Here is a 16,173-nt window from a genome sequence, read left to right as displayed (position 1 = left end):
CGGCCCGGGCTCAGGTTGGCCCCTTTGAGAAAATCACCGCTCAGGTCCAGATCGGACAAAATCGCCGCTTTTAGATCGCAGGTCGGGCACTGACCGGTTTCCAGGAGGGTTTGAACCGCCGGGGTCAGGCAGCGGCCCAGCGACGGTGCCTTGCAAGGGTGGCCGTTGACCCAGGTCGCGCCGTCGAGAACGCAGTCGTCGAATCGGGCATAACGGGTGTCGGCGTTGGTCAGGTCGGCGCCTGCCAGATTGGCGCCTTTGAAATCGGCCGACGGCAAAAAAGCACCGGTCAGATCCGTCCCGGCCAGGTCGGCGCCTGACAAATCCACCCCACTGAGATCACACAGCCGGCAGCGGCGGCTCGCTTCCAGCTTTTCACGCAGGCTTTGATGGGGCGCTATGAGCCGTCCCAGCAGGCCCAGGATGGCCATTAGCATCAACAGGACGGCAATCCCGATAACGGTCTTCTTGACGATTGGGCGAATGCGCATGCGTCACCTCAGGGGCAGCTTGATGATGAAAGGGGTTCCTTTTCCCGGCGTCGCGTTTATTTCAGCCTGTCTAATGGCTCCGTCGGCAATGATCAACCCGCTTTCGCCGCCGGCGGTTCACCGAAGCCCGCTGAAACGTTGGATGGAGAAGGGCGCCGGGTCGACCAGCGGTTTCCGTCCGGCCACCATGTCGGCCATCAGTCGTCCGGTTGCCGGTGCCGTGGAGATGCCCAGCATGCCATGGCCGGTGGCGATGTAAAGATTTTTCAGATGGGGCACGCGATCGATGATGGGTAGATCGTCCGCACACATGGGGCGTAAGCCGGTCCAGCGTTCGACCACTGGCCGGCCGACCGGCGTTTTCAGGTAAAGGGCCGCCGACCGCTCCAGGTTGTCGAGCCGGCGCGCGTTCAAGGTGGTGTCAAAGCCGGAGAATTCCATGGTGCCACCCAGACGGTACCCGCTTTTCCAAGGCGTGACGACCATATTGCGTTCATACAGGTACAAGGGCAGGCCGGGGTACGACGCCGGGCGCGCCATGGTGATGCTGTACCCCTTGCCCGGCTGGATGGGAAGACGGATTCCCAACGAAAGCGCCATGGCCGTCGTCCAGGCGCCGGCGGCCAGGATGATGTGATCGGCGGTAAAGCGCCCACGGGACGTCCCGACGGCTTGCACTCGGCCCTTTTGGGTGTCAATGTGGGTAACACTGCAGTTTTCCTCGATGGCCACTCCCCGCTTCTTTGCCGCTTGGCTCCAGCTACGCATGAGCCATTCGGGTCGCAGATGGCTGTCGGCCGGGTGGTGCCAGCCACCGCAGACATCGTCTCCCAGGGCCGGTTCGAGCCGCCGGACCGCTTGCCGATCCAGGCGGCGGGCACCGAGGCCAAAGGGCTCCAGCAGGCGATTGATGGACGCATAGCCGTCGAGGGAGACCGGATCGATGAACGCGATCAGCACGCCGCGATGATCAAAATCGCATTCCAGCCGTTCTTCCGCCACTAACGCGTCGAAGAACTCACGCGAGGCGCGCAGCAGGCTGTCCCGGGCGCGCATGGCATGGTCGCGGTGGATGCGGTTGCAGTGGGTCGCAAAGCGCAGCAGCCACACCAGCAGGGAAAGATCCGGGCGGGGTTTGATGTAAAGCGGGGACGTCCCCTTAAGGGTGCGAATCAGTTCGTGCCTGATGGCGCCGGGAACGCAAAGCGGTGGCAGATCACTGACGAAAAGCAAGCCGCAGTTGCCATGGGCGGCGCCAGCCCCATGGTCTCTTTTTCGGCGATGCGCACCGATCGTCCTTCCCGTGCCAGGTAATAGGCGCAGGCCAGGCCGATGATGCCGCCACCGACCACCAGAATGTCACTGTGCCGGGATGTTGATGAACGCATGGGAACCATTCCTCTGACAAATCGCTTGAAACGATTATATCGCTTTTGGGAATTGAAACGAGTTACTATATGCCGAACTTGAAAAAAAAAGAAGCTTCTCCTATATTCTAATCATAAGTGCATTTCACCGCCGCTCCCTGTCGCTATCCTGTGCTGGATCCTTCCTGGTCTGTTTCTGTGTGGTTTTCCCGTTTACAATCGTTGGATGGATATTGCATTCCAGCACGGAGAAAAGATGATCCCCCTTTTTTTACATCGGCATCATGTATCGTCGCTGATTCGCAGGATCCGGCGGGGATTTCTCATTCTCCTTTGCATGGGGTGGGTCGGAATGGGCGGCCTGGCCGAAACCATGGCCCATGGCCCGTCGCCCGGGACTTCTCATCCCACTGCCAGCGCCGATCAGCACCCAGAACCATCGTCCATGGATCGCCTGTCCTTCTGGGCGGCGGTTGCGGGCCTTGCCGCCAGTTCCGCGTTGAGTATCCTGCTGGTCCGTTTGATTCGGCGCCGGCGTCATCTGGAATCCTTTCTGCGTGAAACCGATCAGAAGTGGCGTGCCCTGGTGGAAAACGCACCCGATCACATCATGCTCCTGGATCTGGACGGCCATATCCTCTTTGCCAACCGGGGATTCATGGGGGCCAAAAAACCGGACCTGATCGGAAAATCCTTGGCCGGTCTGGTGGCTTCCCCTTTTTCCGAAACGCTGGGCGAGCAGCTGAAAACCGTGGCGATGCATGCGTCCTCGGGGGTGTGCCGGGTCGAGCGTGAGGGCCGGCAGGACCGGTCGGGATCGGTTTTCGAGCTGCGCATGGGGCCCGTGCAGGTGAATCAGCTGACCGTCGCCATTGCGGTCAATTCCACTGAAATCACCGAACACGTGAACCAGGAGCGGGCGCTCAGGGAAAGTGAAGCCTTCCATCGCACCTTCTTCGATAACACCCCCACCGCCATCGCCATTCAAGACTTCTCCGCCGTGGAGGCGTCGGTCAAGGGGTTGCGGGCCGCCGGGATCGACGACCTGCGCGACTATCTGGAGACCCATCCCCATGAGGTTTCCCGCCTGGCCGGCAGTGTGATCATGCGCCAGGTGAACCCGGCGTTTCTGGCCCTTTACCAGGCGCCGGATGCCAGCGCCATTCTGGGCCCCCTGGCGCTCGTACTGAAAAGCGACGACCGCACGCATTTCATCGACCAGATCGTCGCCTTTACCAGCGGTCATGATGATTACGAAGGCGAAGCCCGCAACCTGGACCTGAAGGGACGCACCCTGCATCTGATCATTCGCAAAGTCGTGATCGAGCGTCGGCAAAACGGTCTGTCCAAGGTGCTCACCTGCCTCATCGATATCACACCTTTGAAAAAGGCCGAAAAGGAGCGCCGTATTCTGACCCTGCAACTGCAGCAGGCCCAGAAAATGGAGGCCATCGGCACCCTTGCCGGTGGCGTGGCCCATGATTTCAACAATATTCTGAGCATCATCCTGGGCAATGTGGAACTCTCGCTGAGCGACATTTCACCGGAGCATCCGGCATTTATGAACCTTCAGGAAATTCAGCAGGCCAGCCTGAGGGCCAGGGATATCGTGCGTCAGCTTTTATCGCTCAGCCGCAAGGATGAAGCCCTCCTCAAGCCCATCCACCTGGCCCCCATCGTGACCGAGGCGGTCAAGTTCCTGCGGGCCACCATGCCGGCCAATATCGGCATTTGCACGGATCTTTCCATCGGAAAGGACGTGGTTCGGCCGATGCCACGCAGATCCACCAAGTGATGATCAACTTGTTTACCAATGCCAGCCACGCCATGGAAGCCGCTGGGGGCACGCTCATGGTGCGCACGGACAATGTCGTCATGGAGAAGCCGCTGCCGGGAGCGGTTCTTCCGATTCCGCCCGGCCGCTACCTGCGCATATCCGTCGTCGACTCGGGTGGCGGGATCCCCGAGGCGATCAAAGGCCGCATTTTCGATCCTTATTTCACCACCAAGGCCGCGGGCAAGGGGTCTGGTATGGGACTGGCCATGGTGCATGGGATCATGAAAAACTGCGGTGGTGGAATTGTGTTGAAAACCCAAAAGAATTGCGGAACCACGTTTGATCTGTATTTCCCCCTGGCCGAAATCCCGGTTCAGGATGAGGCTGTCGTCGAGGCGCCCATTCCACAGGGTAGCGAGCGGGTCCTGTTCGTCGATGACGAGCCGATGATCACGACCCTCTCGGAGAAGATCCTGACCCGCCTGGGCTACCGGGTGTGTGCCCTGAACAGCTCCGTCGAGGCACTGGCCCGCATCCAGGCCGATCCGCAGGCTTTCGATCTGGTGATCACCGACATGAGCATGCCCCATATGACCGGCGACCAGCTGGTCGAGGGGATCCGTCAACTGCGTCCTGACATTCCCGTGATCCTATGCACCGGTTTCAGCAACAAGATCACTCCGGAGAAGATCCAAACGTTGAATATCGGAGCCGTGATCACCAAGCCGGTGGAGGTGCGCAAGATGGCCCATGTCGTACGGCGCCTTCTGGGTGGGGACCGGACCGATGGCTAAGATCCGCTGGCTGAGATCCGCTTCCTGAGGTGCGCCGCAGGATCGGTGCCGTTGCAGGCTATCCGGATGGCTCGCCCATGCCGCTTTCGATGCGCTTGATCTCACGTTCCAGGGCATCGGTATCCAGCGGTTTATTGAAGAAGGCGCAGGCATCCAGGTCGAATGCCTGCCGGGCCAGATCCCGGTCGCCGTGACCGGTGATCACGATGACCTGGGTTGCGGGTGCCAGGGCCTTGATCTGGCGCAGCACGGCGAACCCGTCCTTGCCGGGCATTTTGATGTCGGTGAGCACGATGGGCGGATTCTGGGTCCTGAACAGGGCAAGCCCTTGGGTTTCGTCCTCCGCCGTGAGAACATCGTAGCCGCAAACCTCAAGATAGAGCTTGAGCATTTGCAGGGTCGGTTTTTCGTCATCGATGATGAGAATTTGCGTCATGGTCGCATCCTCTGATTGCCGGGTGGCAGCCCTGGTTTGAAACCTATCGGCTTACGCGCTGGGGTCATCGGCCGCCGTTGTTCTCACGATCGGCAGGGGGCAAGCGCAGTTCGAAGCGCGTTCCCCGACCCACCTTGCTTTTGACGGTAATCTGTCCTCCGTAGTCACGGGCGATGCCGTAGGTAATCGCCAGACCCAATCCCATGCCCTTGCCCACCTCCTTGGTGGTGAAAAACGGTTCGAACACCTTATCCCGATTCTCGTCGGGTATCCCGCTGCCCGTGTCGGCCACCGCGCAAACCACCGCTTGCGCTTCCATAAAGGTTTCGATGATGATTTTACGCGCATCGCTCTCCTTGATGGCCTTTGGTAATTGCCCGATGGCGTCGCGGGCATTGGTGAGCAGGTTGAACAGCACCTGCTCCAGGCGGTTGGCGTTGGCCAGAATGGTTGGCAGACCGTCGGTCAGGTGACATTCCAGAACGATGTTGTTCAAGGTCAACTGCTGACCGATGATTTTGAGGACGTTGGCAACCACCGTGTTGATCTGCACCGGCTCCTTGCGGAAATCCGATTTGCGTCCGAATTCACGCAGGCGGTTGATGATTTCCGAGGCGCGCTGCACCTGATCGGTCACCGCCGAGGCCACCCGTTCCAGATCGGTGGCGGTGACGGCCTGGCCCTTCTCGATTTTGCGCTTGAGATAGTCGTTGCCGATCTTGATGGCGTTCAACGGCTGGGTCAATTCATGGGCGATGCCGGCGGACATCTCGCCCAGGGTGGTCATCTTGCTGGCCTGGAACAACTGGGCATCCTTTTCAATGGCCTCGGTGATGTCGGTGGCCGCCAGGATCAGCGCCGGGCGCTCCCGGTATTTGATCGGGCAGACCTTGACGCGGATATAAAAAGGCGTGCCGTCTTTTTTCAGGTGGCGGGCCTTCTGGTTGATGAAACAGCTTTCGGCCGGGTCCATGGCGATGGTGCGGTTCGGGATGGGATCACCGGTTTCGAACTCGCCCAGTTCGTTGAAGGTGCGGCCGATCAGGGCCGCCTTGGTGTATCCGTAGGTCTCCAGGGCCGCCGGATTGACATCCAGGATGCGCAGGTCGGACGGCTCGAGGACGAAGATCGGATTGGGTCCGCTGTCGAACAGGGAACGGTACTTCTCTTCCGAGTCGTGCAGGGCCGCCTCGGCCACCTTGCGCATCGTGATGTCGAGAAAGGCGCCGCTGATGAAATCGATGCGGCCGTTTTCATCGAAGAGGATCTGACTGCTGGCCTGGATCCAGACGATGCTCCCGTCGCGCTTGCGGATGCGGTATTCGCGGATGTACTGGCGGCTGCCCTGGAGGGCTTCGATGAAGGTCAGGCGGGCTTGGGCTTGATCCTCGGGCAGGATCAGGTCGGTCCATTTGAGCTGCTTGCGGTTGAACATATCCCGGGGATAGCCGGTGGTGGCTTCGACCTTGTCATCGAAGAAGTCGATGCTGCCGTCCGGATAGCCCTTGAAGACCACATTGGGAATCGTGCTGATCAAGAGACGGTAGTTGCGTTCACTTTCCCGAAGGGCGGTTTCGGACCGTTTTTTTTCGGTGATGTCGGTGGCGATGAACAAAAAACCGTTGGTCATGCCGTCGGGTTCGCGCAAGGGGTTGACCGAAAGAATCACTGGAAAGGCACGCCCGTTTTTATGGCGGTAGGTCCACTCCCGTTGGGGCGGGTCCGGTTGCATGACGGACTGAAAAAGCTGGTCGATGCCGCTGGGCGCATCCTTCGTGGCGTCGGTGGGAACCACGGCACGCCGCCGTAATTCGTCCAGGTCATGGAAGGCCAGCGGGGTCAGGTGGCCGATCACCTCCTCGGCCCTGTAACCGAGCAGATTTTCGGCCCCCTTGTTGAACAGGATGATGCGGCCCTGGTTGTCCGTGGCCATGATGGCCATGTGGGTGGCCGAATCGAGCACGGCCTGGCGCTGGGCATTGGCCTCTTGCAGGCGCTGGAGAATTCGTTCGGTCTCCTCGAATTGCCGGACCACCAGGGTGGCGGTGATTTCGGCCGATTCCCGCGAGACGCGGATTTCCTCCTTGAGAACTTCGTTCTCCACCAATAGGTCATGGATCGGGCAGGTTTCCCGGTCCGGACAGGTCGCGCAGTGCCGGGACCAGCGATAGCCGTCGCCGGCCGGTCGGCTGGAGGGAATGCAGGTGAGCGGCGCGGGCATCATTGGCCCATCCTCATCGTGTGCACCGTGCAGACCAGGCAGGGGTCAAAAGAGCGCACGATCTGTTCGACTTCGATGGGGTCATCCGGATCCTTCAACACCGTACCCTCGATGGCCTTTTCCCATGGGCCCGGGACACCGTGGCGATCCCGCGGGGAGCCGTTCCAGGCCGTGGGTGTGATGACCTGATAGTTGGCGATCTTGCCGTCCTCGATGACCAGCCAGTGGCCCAGCATGCCCCGTGGGGCGGTGATCAGGCCATAACTTTTTGCGGTCAGTGTCTTCAGCGCGTCGTTGTAGAACTGGGCACTGCTCTTGGCCATGCCGGCCAAGCTTTTCTCTATTGCCGGCAGCAACATGGCCGCGCGTACCATGCGGGCCAGCTCACGGATGAACACGCTGGCACCCTGCCGCTCGATCCAGCTGACAAACAGCGGGTGACCGGCCATGAGCAGATCGGCCAGCGGACCGGTCTCCGCCGGTTGGTCGTCGTAACGCGGGGCCTTGGCCCAGGAGTATTTGCGCGGGTCATCGCTGTCCGGGTCGGTCAGGGTGCGGCTGTCGAAGGGGTGGCCGGGACAGGCCTTGAAAAAGGAACAGGCCACATCTTCGCCGATCTTCTCCGCATCCAGGGGTTGGAAGCCGGCAGGCGTATAGACGCCGGCGGGAAAAAGCGGCTGCACGTCCCCATCCGTTTGGGGCAGCAGGGGGCCGCCGGCACTGATGAAGCGATCGTGGCTAAGGCCGGCGTGATCCAATCCGGCGGCACGGGCCAGGCGGATGAACAGGCCCAGTTCGCTGTCGCGGTGGGCCGGTGCTTCGGTCAGCCAGTGGTCCAGTTCATCCCAGGTGGTGACATCCTGCCAGCGCTCGATCGGGCAGCCCAGAACCTGTCTTTCGTACCAGCGCCGGAAACGGGCCAGAATGTGGCGGCACTGGGCGATATCCCCGCTACTGGGCACCGAGACCACCCCCCCGGGAACCATGAAGGAGGAGTGCGGCCACTGGCCGCCCAGGATGGCGATGATTTCGATGAGCTGCTTGGTGGCCTGGATGGTCTGGACGGCAGTCTGGCCCCGCAAGGCCTGGTAGCGTGCCACGGCGGTATCGAAAAACGGATTGTCGGCGTAAGGCGGCCGGGTGAAGTCAGGCATGAAGAGCAGGAAGAGATGCCTGAGGTCGTTTTGCATCTGTTCCACCATCAGGGCCACGTTGCGCAGGTGCCGCGCACCGGCCGGTATGTCGACATGGTAGGCCATGTCCAGGGCGCTGGCCGCGGCATTCAGATGCGCCGTGGTGCAGATGCCGCAGATGCGGGGGGTGATCACCAGGCTGTCCAGCGGCCCCCGGCCGTTCATCAGGTTTTCGATGCCCCGGTACATGGTGCCCACGCTGCGCGCCGTGGTGACAACATTGTCCCGGTCCAGTTCCAGGTGGATCTCCAGATCGCCTTCCACACGGTTCAGCGGGATGATTTTTTCATGATGATCAAGTGGTCCTGTGGTTGCCGCGCTGCCGCGGACGTCAAATACTGACGGATTCGTAAAAAGCCCGATATCGGCGTTACGCGTATCCTTCGTCACTGCGGCGTACGCAAAAGTACGCCTCATTCCTCCGGATTCGCAAGCCTTGATCTCGGGCTTTTTACGAATCGTCGGAAATGCGACTTTTTACGAGTCCATCAAATACTGGTCTTGCGCTCCAAAAGGCGTTTGGGCGCCGCCGCCGCGGCCATGCCCTTGTAGGCCATGTAATGGGCCCGGCTGACCCCGTCGGGCAACTCGATGGGGATGCCCTCGATGTTGCGGGTCTCGAAAAAGGGATACTGCTGGGGAAAATCCGGCCGGGTGCAGCCGAAGCAGGGTACCCCCACGCGGGTTTTGGAAGACCGTCGGTTCCACAAGGCCTTGTTGCACGGTCCGGTGACCAGGGGCCCGTGACAGCCCATGTAGAAGAACAGGCAGCCGCGCTCACCGAAGCGTTTCTCCTCGACACGGTATTCGTGGTACTCGTTGCGGGTGCAACCCTGATGGACCATCACCCCGTACCAATCCACGGGGGTGTTGTAGTGCCCCAGTTTCACCTCCGCGTCATCGGCCAGGGCCGATAGTTCCCACGACAACGTCGCAATGGCAGGGACAACCGGGCAGGTTGATCACCGGATAACCCGCGCCGGAACGAAACCCCTGGCCCAAGAGACCTCCCATTTCCCATTTGCTGAACTGCAGGCCGCTGGCCATGATCTCGCTGTCGGCGCCGATGCCGCCGAAACTGGCGCAGGTCCCCACCGCCAGGACAAACCGGGCGCGTTGCGCCAGCTGGTGGATGAAATCCTTGCGCGGGCCTTGCGGGGTCATGTCGAAACGGCCGCTGCCATTGGGACCGTTGATGATGGAGCCTTCCACACAGAGGATGTCCAGGGGCTGGTCGCCGGCGAGGATGCGCCGATTCAATGCGGCCAGATCGTCGATGGCGGTGGCGCTCAGGGCATGGTGCCAGAGGATGTCGATGTCAAAGGCGGTTAAAAGCTCGATGGGATCCGGGGTGTCCGCGTTCATCAGCGACCAGGTATCGCCACCGCAGCTGCCGCCCTGGATCCAGTACAAGGTTTTGGACATGATTTCTTCCTTCCTCAGCAGAAGGGTGTTGGAGGTGCCTCCGGCAATTGAGGCGAATGGCTTGGTTTCTACTTTAATTCAGGCGGGCCGGTGAAGGCAAGGTCTTCAATCCGTCGCCCGGTCTTCGGCCGGGATGGCCGGAAAGACCAGCGTGACCGTGGTTCCCTCACCGGGCTGGCTGCTGACACGGATGCGGCCGCCCATGTCGCGCACGATTTCGTGGCTGATGGAAAGCCCCAGGCCTTGCCCCCGGCCCACGCTCTTGGTGGTGAAAAAAGGCTCGAAGATACGGCTTTGGAGGTGTGGGCGGATACCGATGCCCGTATCGGCCATGCTGATCGTCACCGATCCGGTCGAGGCCCTGGCACGGATGGTGATGCGATGGGCACGATCGCCCGTTTTACCCTGCCGCTGACGGACGATGGCATCGCGGGCGTTTTCCACCAGGTTGTAGAGCACCTGCACGAGACGGCCGCGATGGCCTGAAATCGGCGGCAGGTCCGGCGCAACGCTGACCACCAGGGTGATGTTGTCCAGCCGCAACGGGCCTTCCACCACAGCCAAGGTATCGCTGATCACATCGGCGATGACCACCGGGTGGCGTTCGAATCCCGGTGCCTGCCCCATCTGGCCCAGGCGCTGAATCATCTGCGAGGCCCGCGCCACCTGATTGCCGATCTCCGCGGCCACCTCCGCCAGATGCGCGGTCTGGATGGGGCCTTGCTGCCGGGCCATGATTTTGAGGAAGTCGCTGCCGACCTTGATGGCGTTGAGCGGCTGATTCAGCTCATGCACCGTGGCCGGCGGGATACCGCCCAGGGTCGGCATCAACTTGAGCAGATCCCAGGCCGTCACCAACTCCACATGCAGCATCAGGCCGGTAAAAGAATGGTGTCGCCGATCAGGGCTGAAAGCATGGTCACGACCATGAGGAAACCAAACAGGGCCGTGGGCTGGAAATGGGAGAAGGTCAGTACGGCAAACCCCAGGCTGATGGTCAGGCTGGTAAAGATGATGGGCCGGCCGACGCTCATCAGGGTGTCGCGCATGGCCCGGTCCTTGTCCAGGTCCTTTTTGAATTCGGTGTTGTAGCGCACCAGGTAATGGATCGTGTCGTCCACGGCCAGGCCGATGGCCACGCTGGCGATGAGGCTGGTGGCCACCGAAAGGGGAATGCCCAGAAAACCCATGAGGCCGAAATTGACCATGATCGGAAAAAGGTTCGGCACCACGCGATCAGGCCGACCTTGCCGGAGAGAAACAGCACCACCATGACACCGAAGATCAGAATCAGGGAGATTCCCAGGCTCTTGACCTGCCCCCGGGTGAGCAGATCGCTGGAGGCGGCGATGACCACGCCCAGGCCAATGACCTCCAGGCTTGCCGCATCGCCGATGATCCCCGGAGCTTGGGCCAGGATTGCCTGGCGGGTTTCGAGGAAATCATGGGAGTTGGCAATATGGGTCAGCATCAGGATGTTGGTCCGGTTGTAGTCGGCGCTCATGAAGCGCTGCAACAGATCGTTGCCCAGGATGATCTTGAAGTTGTTCATCAGCATGCGCAGCTCATAATTGTCTTTGGGCAAGGTGTAATAAGCGGGGTCGAAGCGGTTGTCGACATAGTTGACCAGCATGAGGTAGTCGGCCAGGGAGATGGTCTTATCAACGCCGGGAAGACGGTCCAGGACGGTTTGTAGACGGGCGATGGCGGCCACGTTGTCCGGCGACTCGTAGTAGTCGGCTTCACTTCCCGAGATCACGACGTTGATGGGAAAGCTGCCCGACATTTCCTGGTAGATGTCGTGAAAATGCCTGCTGACGTCGGTGTTGGCCTTGAAGAAGGCCACCGGGTTGGTTTCCACGCGCAGGCGCAGCATGCCGGCAACGCAGACCAGCGCGATGATACCGATGGTGATCAAGGCCGGCCGGCGGTATTGGCGATTGATGGCCACGATTCCCGCCAGCAGGCGCTCGAAAAAGCGGTCGATACGGCTGTCGGCGGCGTCGGGCGTGCGGGGTGGCGGCAGCAAGACCAGCATGGCCGGAAAAAAGGTCAGTACGATCACCAGCAGGCTGACCATGCCGAAGCAGGCGAAACCGGCGAACTCCTGGATCGCCGTGATGGGATTGACCGCCAGGGAGGCCAGACCGATCAAGGTGGTGCCCACGGCCAGGCTGACGGGCAGGCTCATCTGGCGGAAGGTGGCCAGCGTCGCCGCCCGGGCCGTTGGGCAGAGGCGGATTTGTTGCCGGTATTCGCTGGCGACATGCAGGCAATAGGCCGTTCCCACGGCGATCAAAAAGACCGGTACGATGATCGTGAGCATGGAGACGGAGATGTCGGAAAGGGCCATCGCGCCCAGGGTCCAGACCACGCTGAGGATGACGCAGCCCAGCGGCAGGACCCGGCAGTGCAGGTTGCGGAACAGCACCAGGAGGAGCAGGCCGATGACCAGGAGGGTGACGGGGGGCAGGTGCAGGAAATCCTGGCGGGCATAGTCGGCCAGGGCCTCGGAAACCAGCGGCATGCCGGTCTGGTAAAGGCGCAGGTCCTTGCCGGCGTTCTGCAAAAGGTTTTTGACCGCGACCACGGCGGCCCCTTTGTCGGCCGCGGCATCGAGCACCAGGGTGATGATGGTGGTCTTGCGGTCGGCCGAGATCAGGTTGCGTTGGAACAGGGTCACCGGCGCCAGCATGCGGGCAAATTCGGTCATGTCCCAACGATTGCCGCGATCGACGGCCTGTTTGACTTCCGGCAGGCTGAGGATCCGGATCACCCCATCGATTTTAGCGGCAGCCGCGGAAAGCTGGGAAATTTTGGCAAACGTGGCCGGATCGAAAACGTTGTCGGCCTTGACCACGATGCGGATGATTTCATCCCCGCCGAACCGGGCGAGGAACTGCCGATAACGGGCGGCCTCGTTCAGATCCTCGATGACCAGGTCGTAGATCGTGGTCTTGAAGGAAAGCCCGGGAAGCTGCCAGGCGAGGAACAGGGTGATGAGAACGCAGCCGGCCAAAGCCCAGTAGGGCGTTTGGGTAACCCGCTTCAGGTACGCATCGAAGCTGATTCGTTTCATGTGGGTGGCCGCCAGCGGGTCAGCAACCGGCAGAACTCCTGACCATCCGTCTGTCGCACCAGCTGGTGCAGAAACGTCGGATGGGGACCGTCCATCTTCTGTACCCGGGCTTTGACGATGTCGCCCAGGCGTGCCGACGCCTTGAAAACGACATCGATCCGATCCGGCTGAAGGTTGTCCTGGATCTCGTCGGGAATGCTTTCCAGGGCGAAGACCATGTAGCGGGTGTTGTTGACGTGGCGGTTGAGGTCCAGATCGTCCCGTCGTACGGTGATTTTAACCGGTGGGTTCAATGGGGCCGTGAGCGCCGGCAGGCGCGTGAAGGCTTCTGTGAAGACCGTTTCATCGACCACCGGATAGGCCGCCAAGGGGCCGGTTGGCGAGACCGGCTGGCGGGTGGCGTAATCCAGTAGCATGAAGATGCCCTGGCCCATGGCGATGAGGCGATCCTTCTCGTCGATAACACTGAATTCGCGGGGAACCATCCGTCCGTGTGGCGTGGATCGCCAGGTGACGACCCGGATGCGTTCCCGCCATCCGGGGGGCCGTAAAACCTTGAGCCGATAACGGGAGACCACCCAGGTGAGGCCGCGTTGGATCAGGTCGCGGATGGAGAGTCCCAGACAGGCGCTTTGCTGGCTGGCGGCATTCTGAAAGCAATCGAACCAGAGACTGGGCCGGGCGCGTCCGTCGGGTCCCAGATGATGCAGGTGGATGCAAAATTCGGCGCAGTGTTTGGCTTCCATGCACGTATCTCAATCCAATTGAATGCCGAACAGCTGCTCTTGACCGGTTCGGCCGCGGATCGGCTGACAGCCCATGTCCACCAGGCGAAGTTGGTCGGATACCATGGCGGCGGTCTGTGAACACAAGAGAATCGGGGTGGGAATGGTTTTGTTGGCCATGGTGGAGAGGCGAAAGGCCAGGTTGACACAGTCACCCACCAAGGCCAGGTCGGAAGCGCGTGAACCGAAATGGGAGAGGGTGATCAGACCGCTGGTCAGCCCCCAGCCGATGCGTGGTCGGGCCATGGTCAGACCGCGGCGGGCCAGTTGGCGGTGAATTTCAGGCACACTGCGCATCTGGTCGATGGCCGCCTGACAGGCGGAGCGCGCATATTCGGCACCCCCCCCCAGGGGATGCTCCCAGAAGGCGAAAACGGCGTCACCGACGTAATCTTTCAGGGTTCCGTGATGCTGGCTCACGATTTGGGTGAAACGGGCAAACAAGTCCGTGATGAAGGCATGCACCACCGCTGAATCGGCTTGTTGGGAGAAAGTGGTGAATCCCCGCACATCGGCCACCAGGCTGGTGACGAAAACGGAAGCCGGTTGGATGGCGGTCTGCTCGGACCAGGTGTCCGTTGCAGCGGCCGTGCCTTGCGGATGACAGAGGTAGATGGCGACGCCGCCCAAGGAAATGCGGTCTCCGTTGACCAGCCGCTGGGAGGATCCCGGTGCCATGCGCACATCATTGACCCAGGTGCCGTTTTTGCTCAGATCGGTAATTTCCACCTTTCCGCGGGTCAAACTGACCACGGCGTGGTCGCGGGAAATCGTTGGATTGCGGATGATAATACGTTTATCCGGATCGATTCCCCGGCAAGTACGGCCGAGGAAGATTTTATCGGTCAGGGCGAGACGGTGGACGATGCCACTGTCGTCCTGCCAATGCAGGCTGGTTTCGGGATTTGACGATTCCGACGGCATTTGCTTCGGCACGCCTCATTCCTGTCGGGGGTGGTATTATAACAAAAATTCAGGGCGTTGATCATAGCCTGATCCTGATCTTTAAGGTAACATATTGGCGGAATGGCGGCAACGCACAAGATCAAGGTTGACGGATTCGTAACAAGCCCGATATCGGCGTTACGCGTATCCTTCGTCGTTACGGTAACCGCTTTAGGGCAGGGTAACCGCCGTGGCCACGTTGGAGAGCAAGGTTTGGATTTCCCGAAGGTGTCCCCCATTTCGGTGATACCATGGCGACGGGCCAGATCGTCGGGCGGTGTATACGTGAGCCATACGATGCGGTTGGCATCTTCCCAAATCAGCGCTTTGAGGGGCAGATCGATCCCCATGGTACGGCTGCGCTGGATCAGGGGGGTGTTCATGGTGGGTGAGCCGAAAAGGATCAGCAGGGTGGGTCTGAGTGTCTGCCCGACCTGACGGGCCGCCGCAGCATGGTCGATCCGATCGTAAACCACCCACCCCTTTTCCTTCAAAGCAGAGGCCAACCGATCCGCGGTTTCAATGACACTGTGATTGCTCCTGATGCTGGCCATGCCGCCCTGGGCGTTGGCCGAAACGGTTAAACAAAAGAGGCACACAAGGGTCAGGGCAAACATACGCATGGGATCATCTCCTTCTTTTATACGCGGCAGACCAAGCCTTTGAGGTAGCTGCCCTCCGGAAAATTCAGACCCATGGGGTGATCCGGCGATTGGCTCAGCCAGTGCGTCACCCTGGCCGGTCGTTTGGCGTCAAGTGCGGCATCGGCCACGATTTTCTGGAAAAGATGACGTTCCATCAACCCGGAACAGGAGAACGTGCAAAGGGCACCGCCATGGTCCAGCAGTTCGAATGCCAGGCGATTGATATCCTTGTAGCCGCGGGCCGCACGCATCAGATCGCCCTTGCCGGTGACGAATTTGGGCGGGTCGAGCACGATCAGGTCGAAGGATCGTTTCTCGCGGACATAGGTTCGAAGGCGGGTGAATACATCGCCGACGACATTTTCGACCCGGCTCGAATCCAGGCCGTTGCGTGCGATGTTGGCCTCGGCCAGGGCCAGCGAGGGTGCCGAGGTGTCGATATTGACCACATGGTCCGCCCCGGCCTTCAGGGCGGCCACGGCAAATCCGCCGGTGTAGGCAAAACAGTTGAGCATGCGCGCGCCCCTGGCGAATGTGGCGACATGGGCCCGGTTGTCCCGTTGGTCCAGGTAAAAACCGGTTTTGTGACCGCTACGCAGATCCACCAGAAAACGGCAGCCGTTTTCATGAATGACAACCTGTTCAGGCGGCGGCGCTCCCCATAACTCCCCGGTGGTGAGCCCCAATCCTTCTTTTTTGCGTACATCCACATCCGAGCGCTCGTAGATGCCGCGGCAATCGGGAACCAAAAGGCGGAGGGTCTCGACGATGGTCTTTTTCCAATGCTCGCTGCCGGTGGTGAGAAACTGACATACCAACCAGCAGTCATAACGATCCACGATCAAGCCGGGCAGACCGTCGGATTCGGCGGCCACCAGACGACAGGCCGTGGTGTCGCTGCCCGGGAGGATCGACCGGCGAAGATCCATGGCCTGCTTGAGCCGCCTCATAAAAAAAGCTTCATCGACAACTTCTTTCCGATCAAAGGTCCATACGCGCGCACGAATCTGGGAGTG

The 16,173-nt window shown here is 60.7% G+C and carries 16 protein-coding genes and 1 pseudogene; 2 read left to right on the top strand and 15 right to left on the bottom strand.

The genetic code is table 11. From position 1 onward, the window contains the following. The 3 genes from JCM12296_RS25270 to JCM12296_RS36995 form a co-directional block, all read right to left on the bottom strand. The coding region (locus JCM12296_RS25270) for a pentapeptide repeat-containing protein (RefSeq protein ID WP_172684096.1) at positions 1-491 on the bottom strand (491 nt) is incomplete at its 3' end. 117 nt (positions 492-608) lie between these two features. Further along, the gene (locus JCM12296_RS25265) at positions 609-1,724 is read right to left on the bottom strand and encodes an NAD(P)/FAD-dependent oxidoreductase (protein ID WP_054699112.1); all 1,116 of its coding nucleotides are present in this window, start codon (positions 1,722-1,724) and stop codon (positions 609-611) included. Next, complete coding sequence (locus JCM12296_RS36995; protein ID WP_218188264.1) at positions 1,664-1,879, bottom strand: FAD-dependent oxidoreductase; 216 nt, start codon at positions 1,877-1,879, stop codon at positions 1,664-1,666. The genes JCM12296_RS25265 and JCM12296_RS36995 overlap by 61 nt, the downstream gene beginning before the upstream one ends. A gap of 235 nt (positions 1,880-2,114) precedes the next feature. Here JCM12296_RS36995 and JCM12296_RS25260 point away from each other — a divergent pair, with 235 nt between their 5' ends. Beyond that, positions 2,115-3,653, top strand: coding sequence for a PAS domain S-box protein (locus tag JCM12296_RS25260; protein WP_054699110.1), 1,539 nt, complete (start codon positions 2,115-2,117; stop codon positions 3,651-3,653). Then, positions 3,653-4,429 (top strand): response regulator, encoded by a 777-nt coding sequence (locus tag JCM12296_RS25255; RefSeq protein WP_157067888.1) that lies wholly within the window; start codon positions 3,653-3,655, stop codon positions 4,427-4,429. Before JCM12296_RS25260 ends, JCM12296_RS25255 begins: the two co-directional genes overlap by 1 nt. Positions 4,430-4,487: 58 nt before the next feature. Here the strand turns inward: JCM12296_RS25255 and JCM12296_RS25250 are convergent, their stop codons facing one another. The 12 genes and pseudogenes from JCM12296_RS25250 to JCM12296_RS25205 all read right to left on the bottom strand — a co-directional run. Beyond that, the gene (locus JCM12296_RS25250) at positions 4,488-4,865 is read right to left on the bottom strand and encodes a response regulator (RefSeq protein WP_054699107.1); all 378 of its coding nucleotides are present in this window, start codon (positions 4,863-4,865) and stop codon (positions 4,488-4,490) included. A gap of 64 nt (positions 4,866-4,929) precedes the next feature. Then, positions 4,930-7,089: a PAS domain S-box protein gene (locus tag JCM12296_RS25245; RefSeq protein ID WP_054699105.1), complete on the bottom strand. Its 2,160-nt coding sequence runs from the start codon at positions 7,087-7,089 to the stop codon at positions 4,930-4,932. Next, positions 7,086-8,669, bottom strand: a complete 1,584-nt coding sequence (locus tag JCM12296_RS25240; RefSeq protein WP_246804853.1) for a nickel-dependent hydrogenase large subunit — start codon at positions 8,667-8,669, stop codon at positions 7,086-7,088. The genes JCM12296_RS25245 and JCM12296_RS25240 overlap by 4 nt, the downstream gene beginning before the upstream one ends. A gap of 98 nt (positions 8,670-8,767) precedes the next feature. Then, a complete protein-coding gene (locus JCM12296_RS45645) occupies positions 8,768-9,208 on the bottom strand; it encodes a hypothetical protein (protein WP_246804852.1) in 441 nt (146 codons plus the stop codon). Next, on the bottom strand, positions 9,177-9,704 hold the full coding sequence (locus JCM12296_RS45640) for an NADH-quinone oxidoreductase subunit B family protein (protein WP_246804850.1): 528 nt from the start codon (positions 9,702-9,704) through the stop codon (positions 9,177-9,179). The genes JCM12296_RS45645 and JCM12296_RS45640 overlap by 32 nt, the downstream gene beginning before the upstream one ends. A 105-nt stretch (positions 9,705-9,809) precedes the next feature. After that, a complete protein-coding gene (locus tag JCM12296_RS25230; RefSeq protein WP_172684095.1) occupies positions 9,810-10,559 on the bottom strand; it encodes a sensor histidine kinase in 750 nt (249 codons plus the stop codon). Between the two features lie 17 nt (positions 10,560-10,576). Next, complete coding sequence (locus JCM12296_RS38915; protein WP_422699179.1) at positions 10,577-10,894, bottom strand: MMPL family transporter; 318 nt, start codon at positions 10,892-10,894, stop codon at positions 10,577-10,579. Positions 10,895-11,715: 821 nt separating this feature from the next. Further along, positions 11,716-12,783 (bottom strand): annotated as a pseudogene (locus tag JCM12296_RS50825) (efflux RND transporter permease subunit); the annotation flags it as partial. Beyond that, positions 12,780-13,529, bottom strand: coding sequence for an acyl-[acyl-carrier-protein] thioesterase (locus tag JCM12296_RS25220; RefSeq protein ID WP_054699099.1), 750 nt, complete (start codon positions 13,527-13,529; stop codon positions 12,780-12,782). The gene JCM12296_RS25220 and the pseudogene JCM12296_RS50825, both read right to left, overlap by 4 nt. Before the next feature lie 9 nt (positions 13,530-13,538). After that, on the bottom strand, positions 13,539-14,504 hold the full coding sequence (locus JCM12296_RS25215) for an adenylate/guanylate cyclase domain-containing protein (protein WP_157067886.1): 966 nt from the start codon (positions 14,502-14,504) through the stop codon (positions 13,539-13,541). Next, the gene (locus JCM12296_RS25210; RefSeq protein WP_054699096.1) at positions 14,414-15,136 is read right to left on the bottom strand and encodes a DUF302 domain-containing protein; all 723 of its coding nucleotides are present in this window, start codon (positions 15,134-15,136) and stop codon (positions 14,414-14,416) included. Before JCM12296_RS25210 ends, JCM12296_RS25215 begins: the two co-directional genes overlap by 91 nt. A 17-nt stretch (positions 15,137-15,153) precedes the next feature. Next, positions 15,154-16,173, bottom strand: a 1,020-nt coding sequence (locus tag JCM12296_RS25205) for a class I SAM-dependent rRNA methyltransferase (protein ID WP_054699094.1), incomplete at its 5' end; no start/stop codon positions are given.

The organism is Desulfosarcina cetonica JCM 12296 (assembly GCF_001311845.1).
Taxonomy (GTDB): domain Bacteria; phylum Desulfobacterota; class Desulfobacteria; order Desulfobacterales; family Desulfosarcinaceae; genus Desulfosarcina; species Desulfosarcina cetonica.
Note: the sequence above shows the minus strand (reverse complement) of the source record. Positions and strands in the feature narration are given on the sequence as shown.

What these genes read in the sequence shown, in the direction of transcription:
- JCM12296_RS36995 (WP_218188264.1), bottom strand. Translation starts at nt 1,879, where the DNA reads ATGCGTTCATCAACATCCCGGCACAGTGACATTCTGGTGGTCGGTGGC.
- JCM12296_RS25260 (WP_054699110.1), top strand. Translation starts at nt 2,115, where the DNA reads ATGATCCCCCTTTTTTTACATCGGCATCATGTATCGTCGCTGATTCGC.
- JCM12296_RS25255 (WP_157067888.1), top strand. Translation starts at nt 3,653, where the DNA reads ATGATCAACTTGTTTACCAATGCCAGCCACGCCATGGAAGCCGCTGGG.
- JCM12296_RS25250 (WP_054699107.1), bottom strand. Translation starts at nt 4,865, where the DNA reads ATGACGCAAATTCTCATCATCGATGACGAAAAACCGACCCTGCAAATG.
- JCM12296_RS25245 (WP_054699105.1), bottom strand. Translation starts at nt 7,089, where the DNA reads ATGATGCCCGCGCCGCTCACCTGCATTCCCTCCAGCCGACCGGCCGGC.
- JCM12296_RS45640 (WP_246804850.1), bottom strand. Translation starts at nt 9,704, where the DNA reads ATGTCCAAAACCTTGTACTGGATCCAGGGCGGCAGCTGCGGTGGCGAT.
- JCM12296_RS38915 (WP_422699179.1), bottom strand. Translation starts at nt 10,894, where the DNA reads ATGGGTTTTCTGGGCATTCCCCTTTCGGTGGCCACCAGCCTCATCGCC.
- JCM12296_RS25220 (WP_054699099.1), bottom strand. Translation starts at nt 13,529, where the DNA reads ATGGAAGCCAAACACTGCGCCGAATTTTGCATCCACCTGCATCATCTG.
- JCM12296_RS25210 (WP_054699096.1), bottom strand. Translation starts at nt 15,136, where the DNA reads ATGCGTATGTTTGCCCTGACCCTTGTGTGCCTCTTTTGTTTAACCGTT.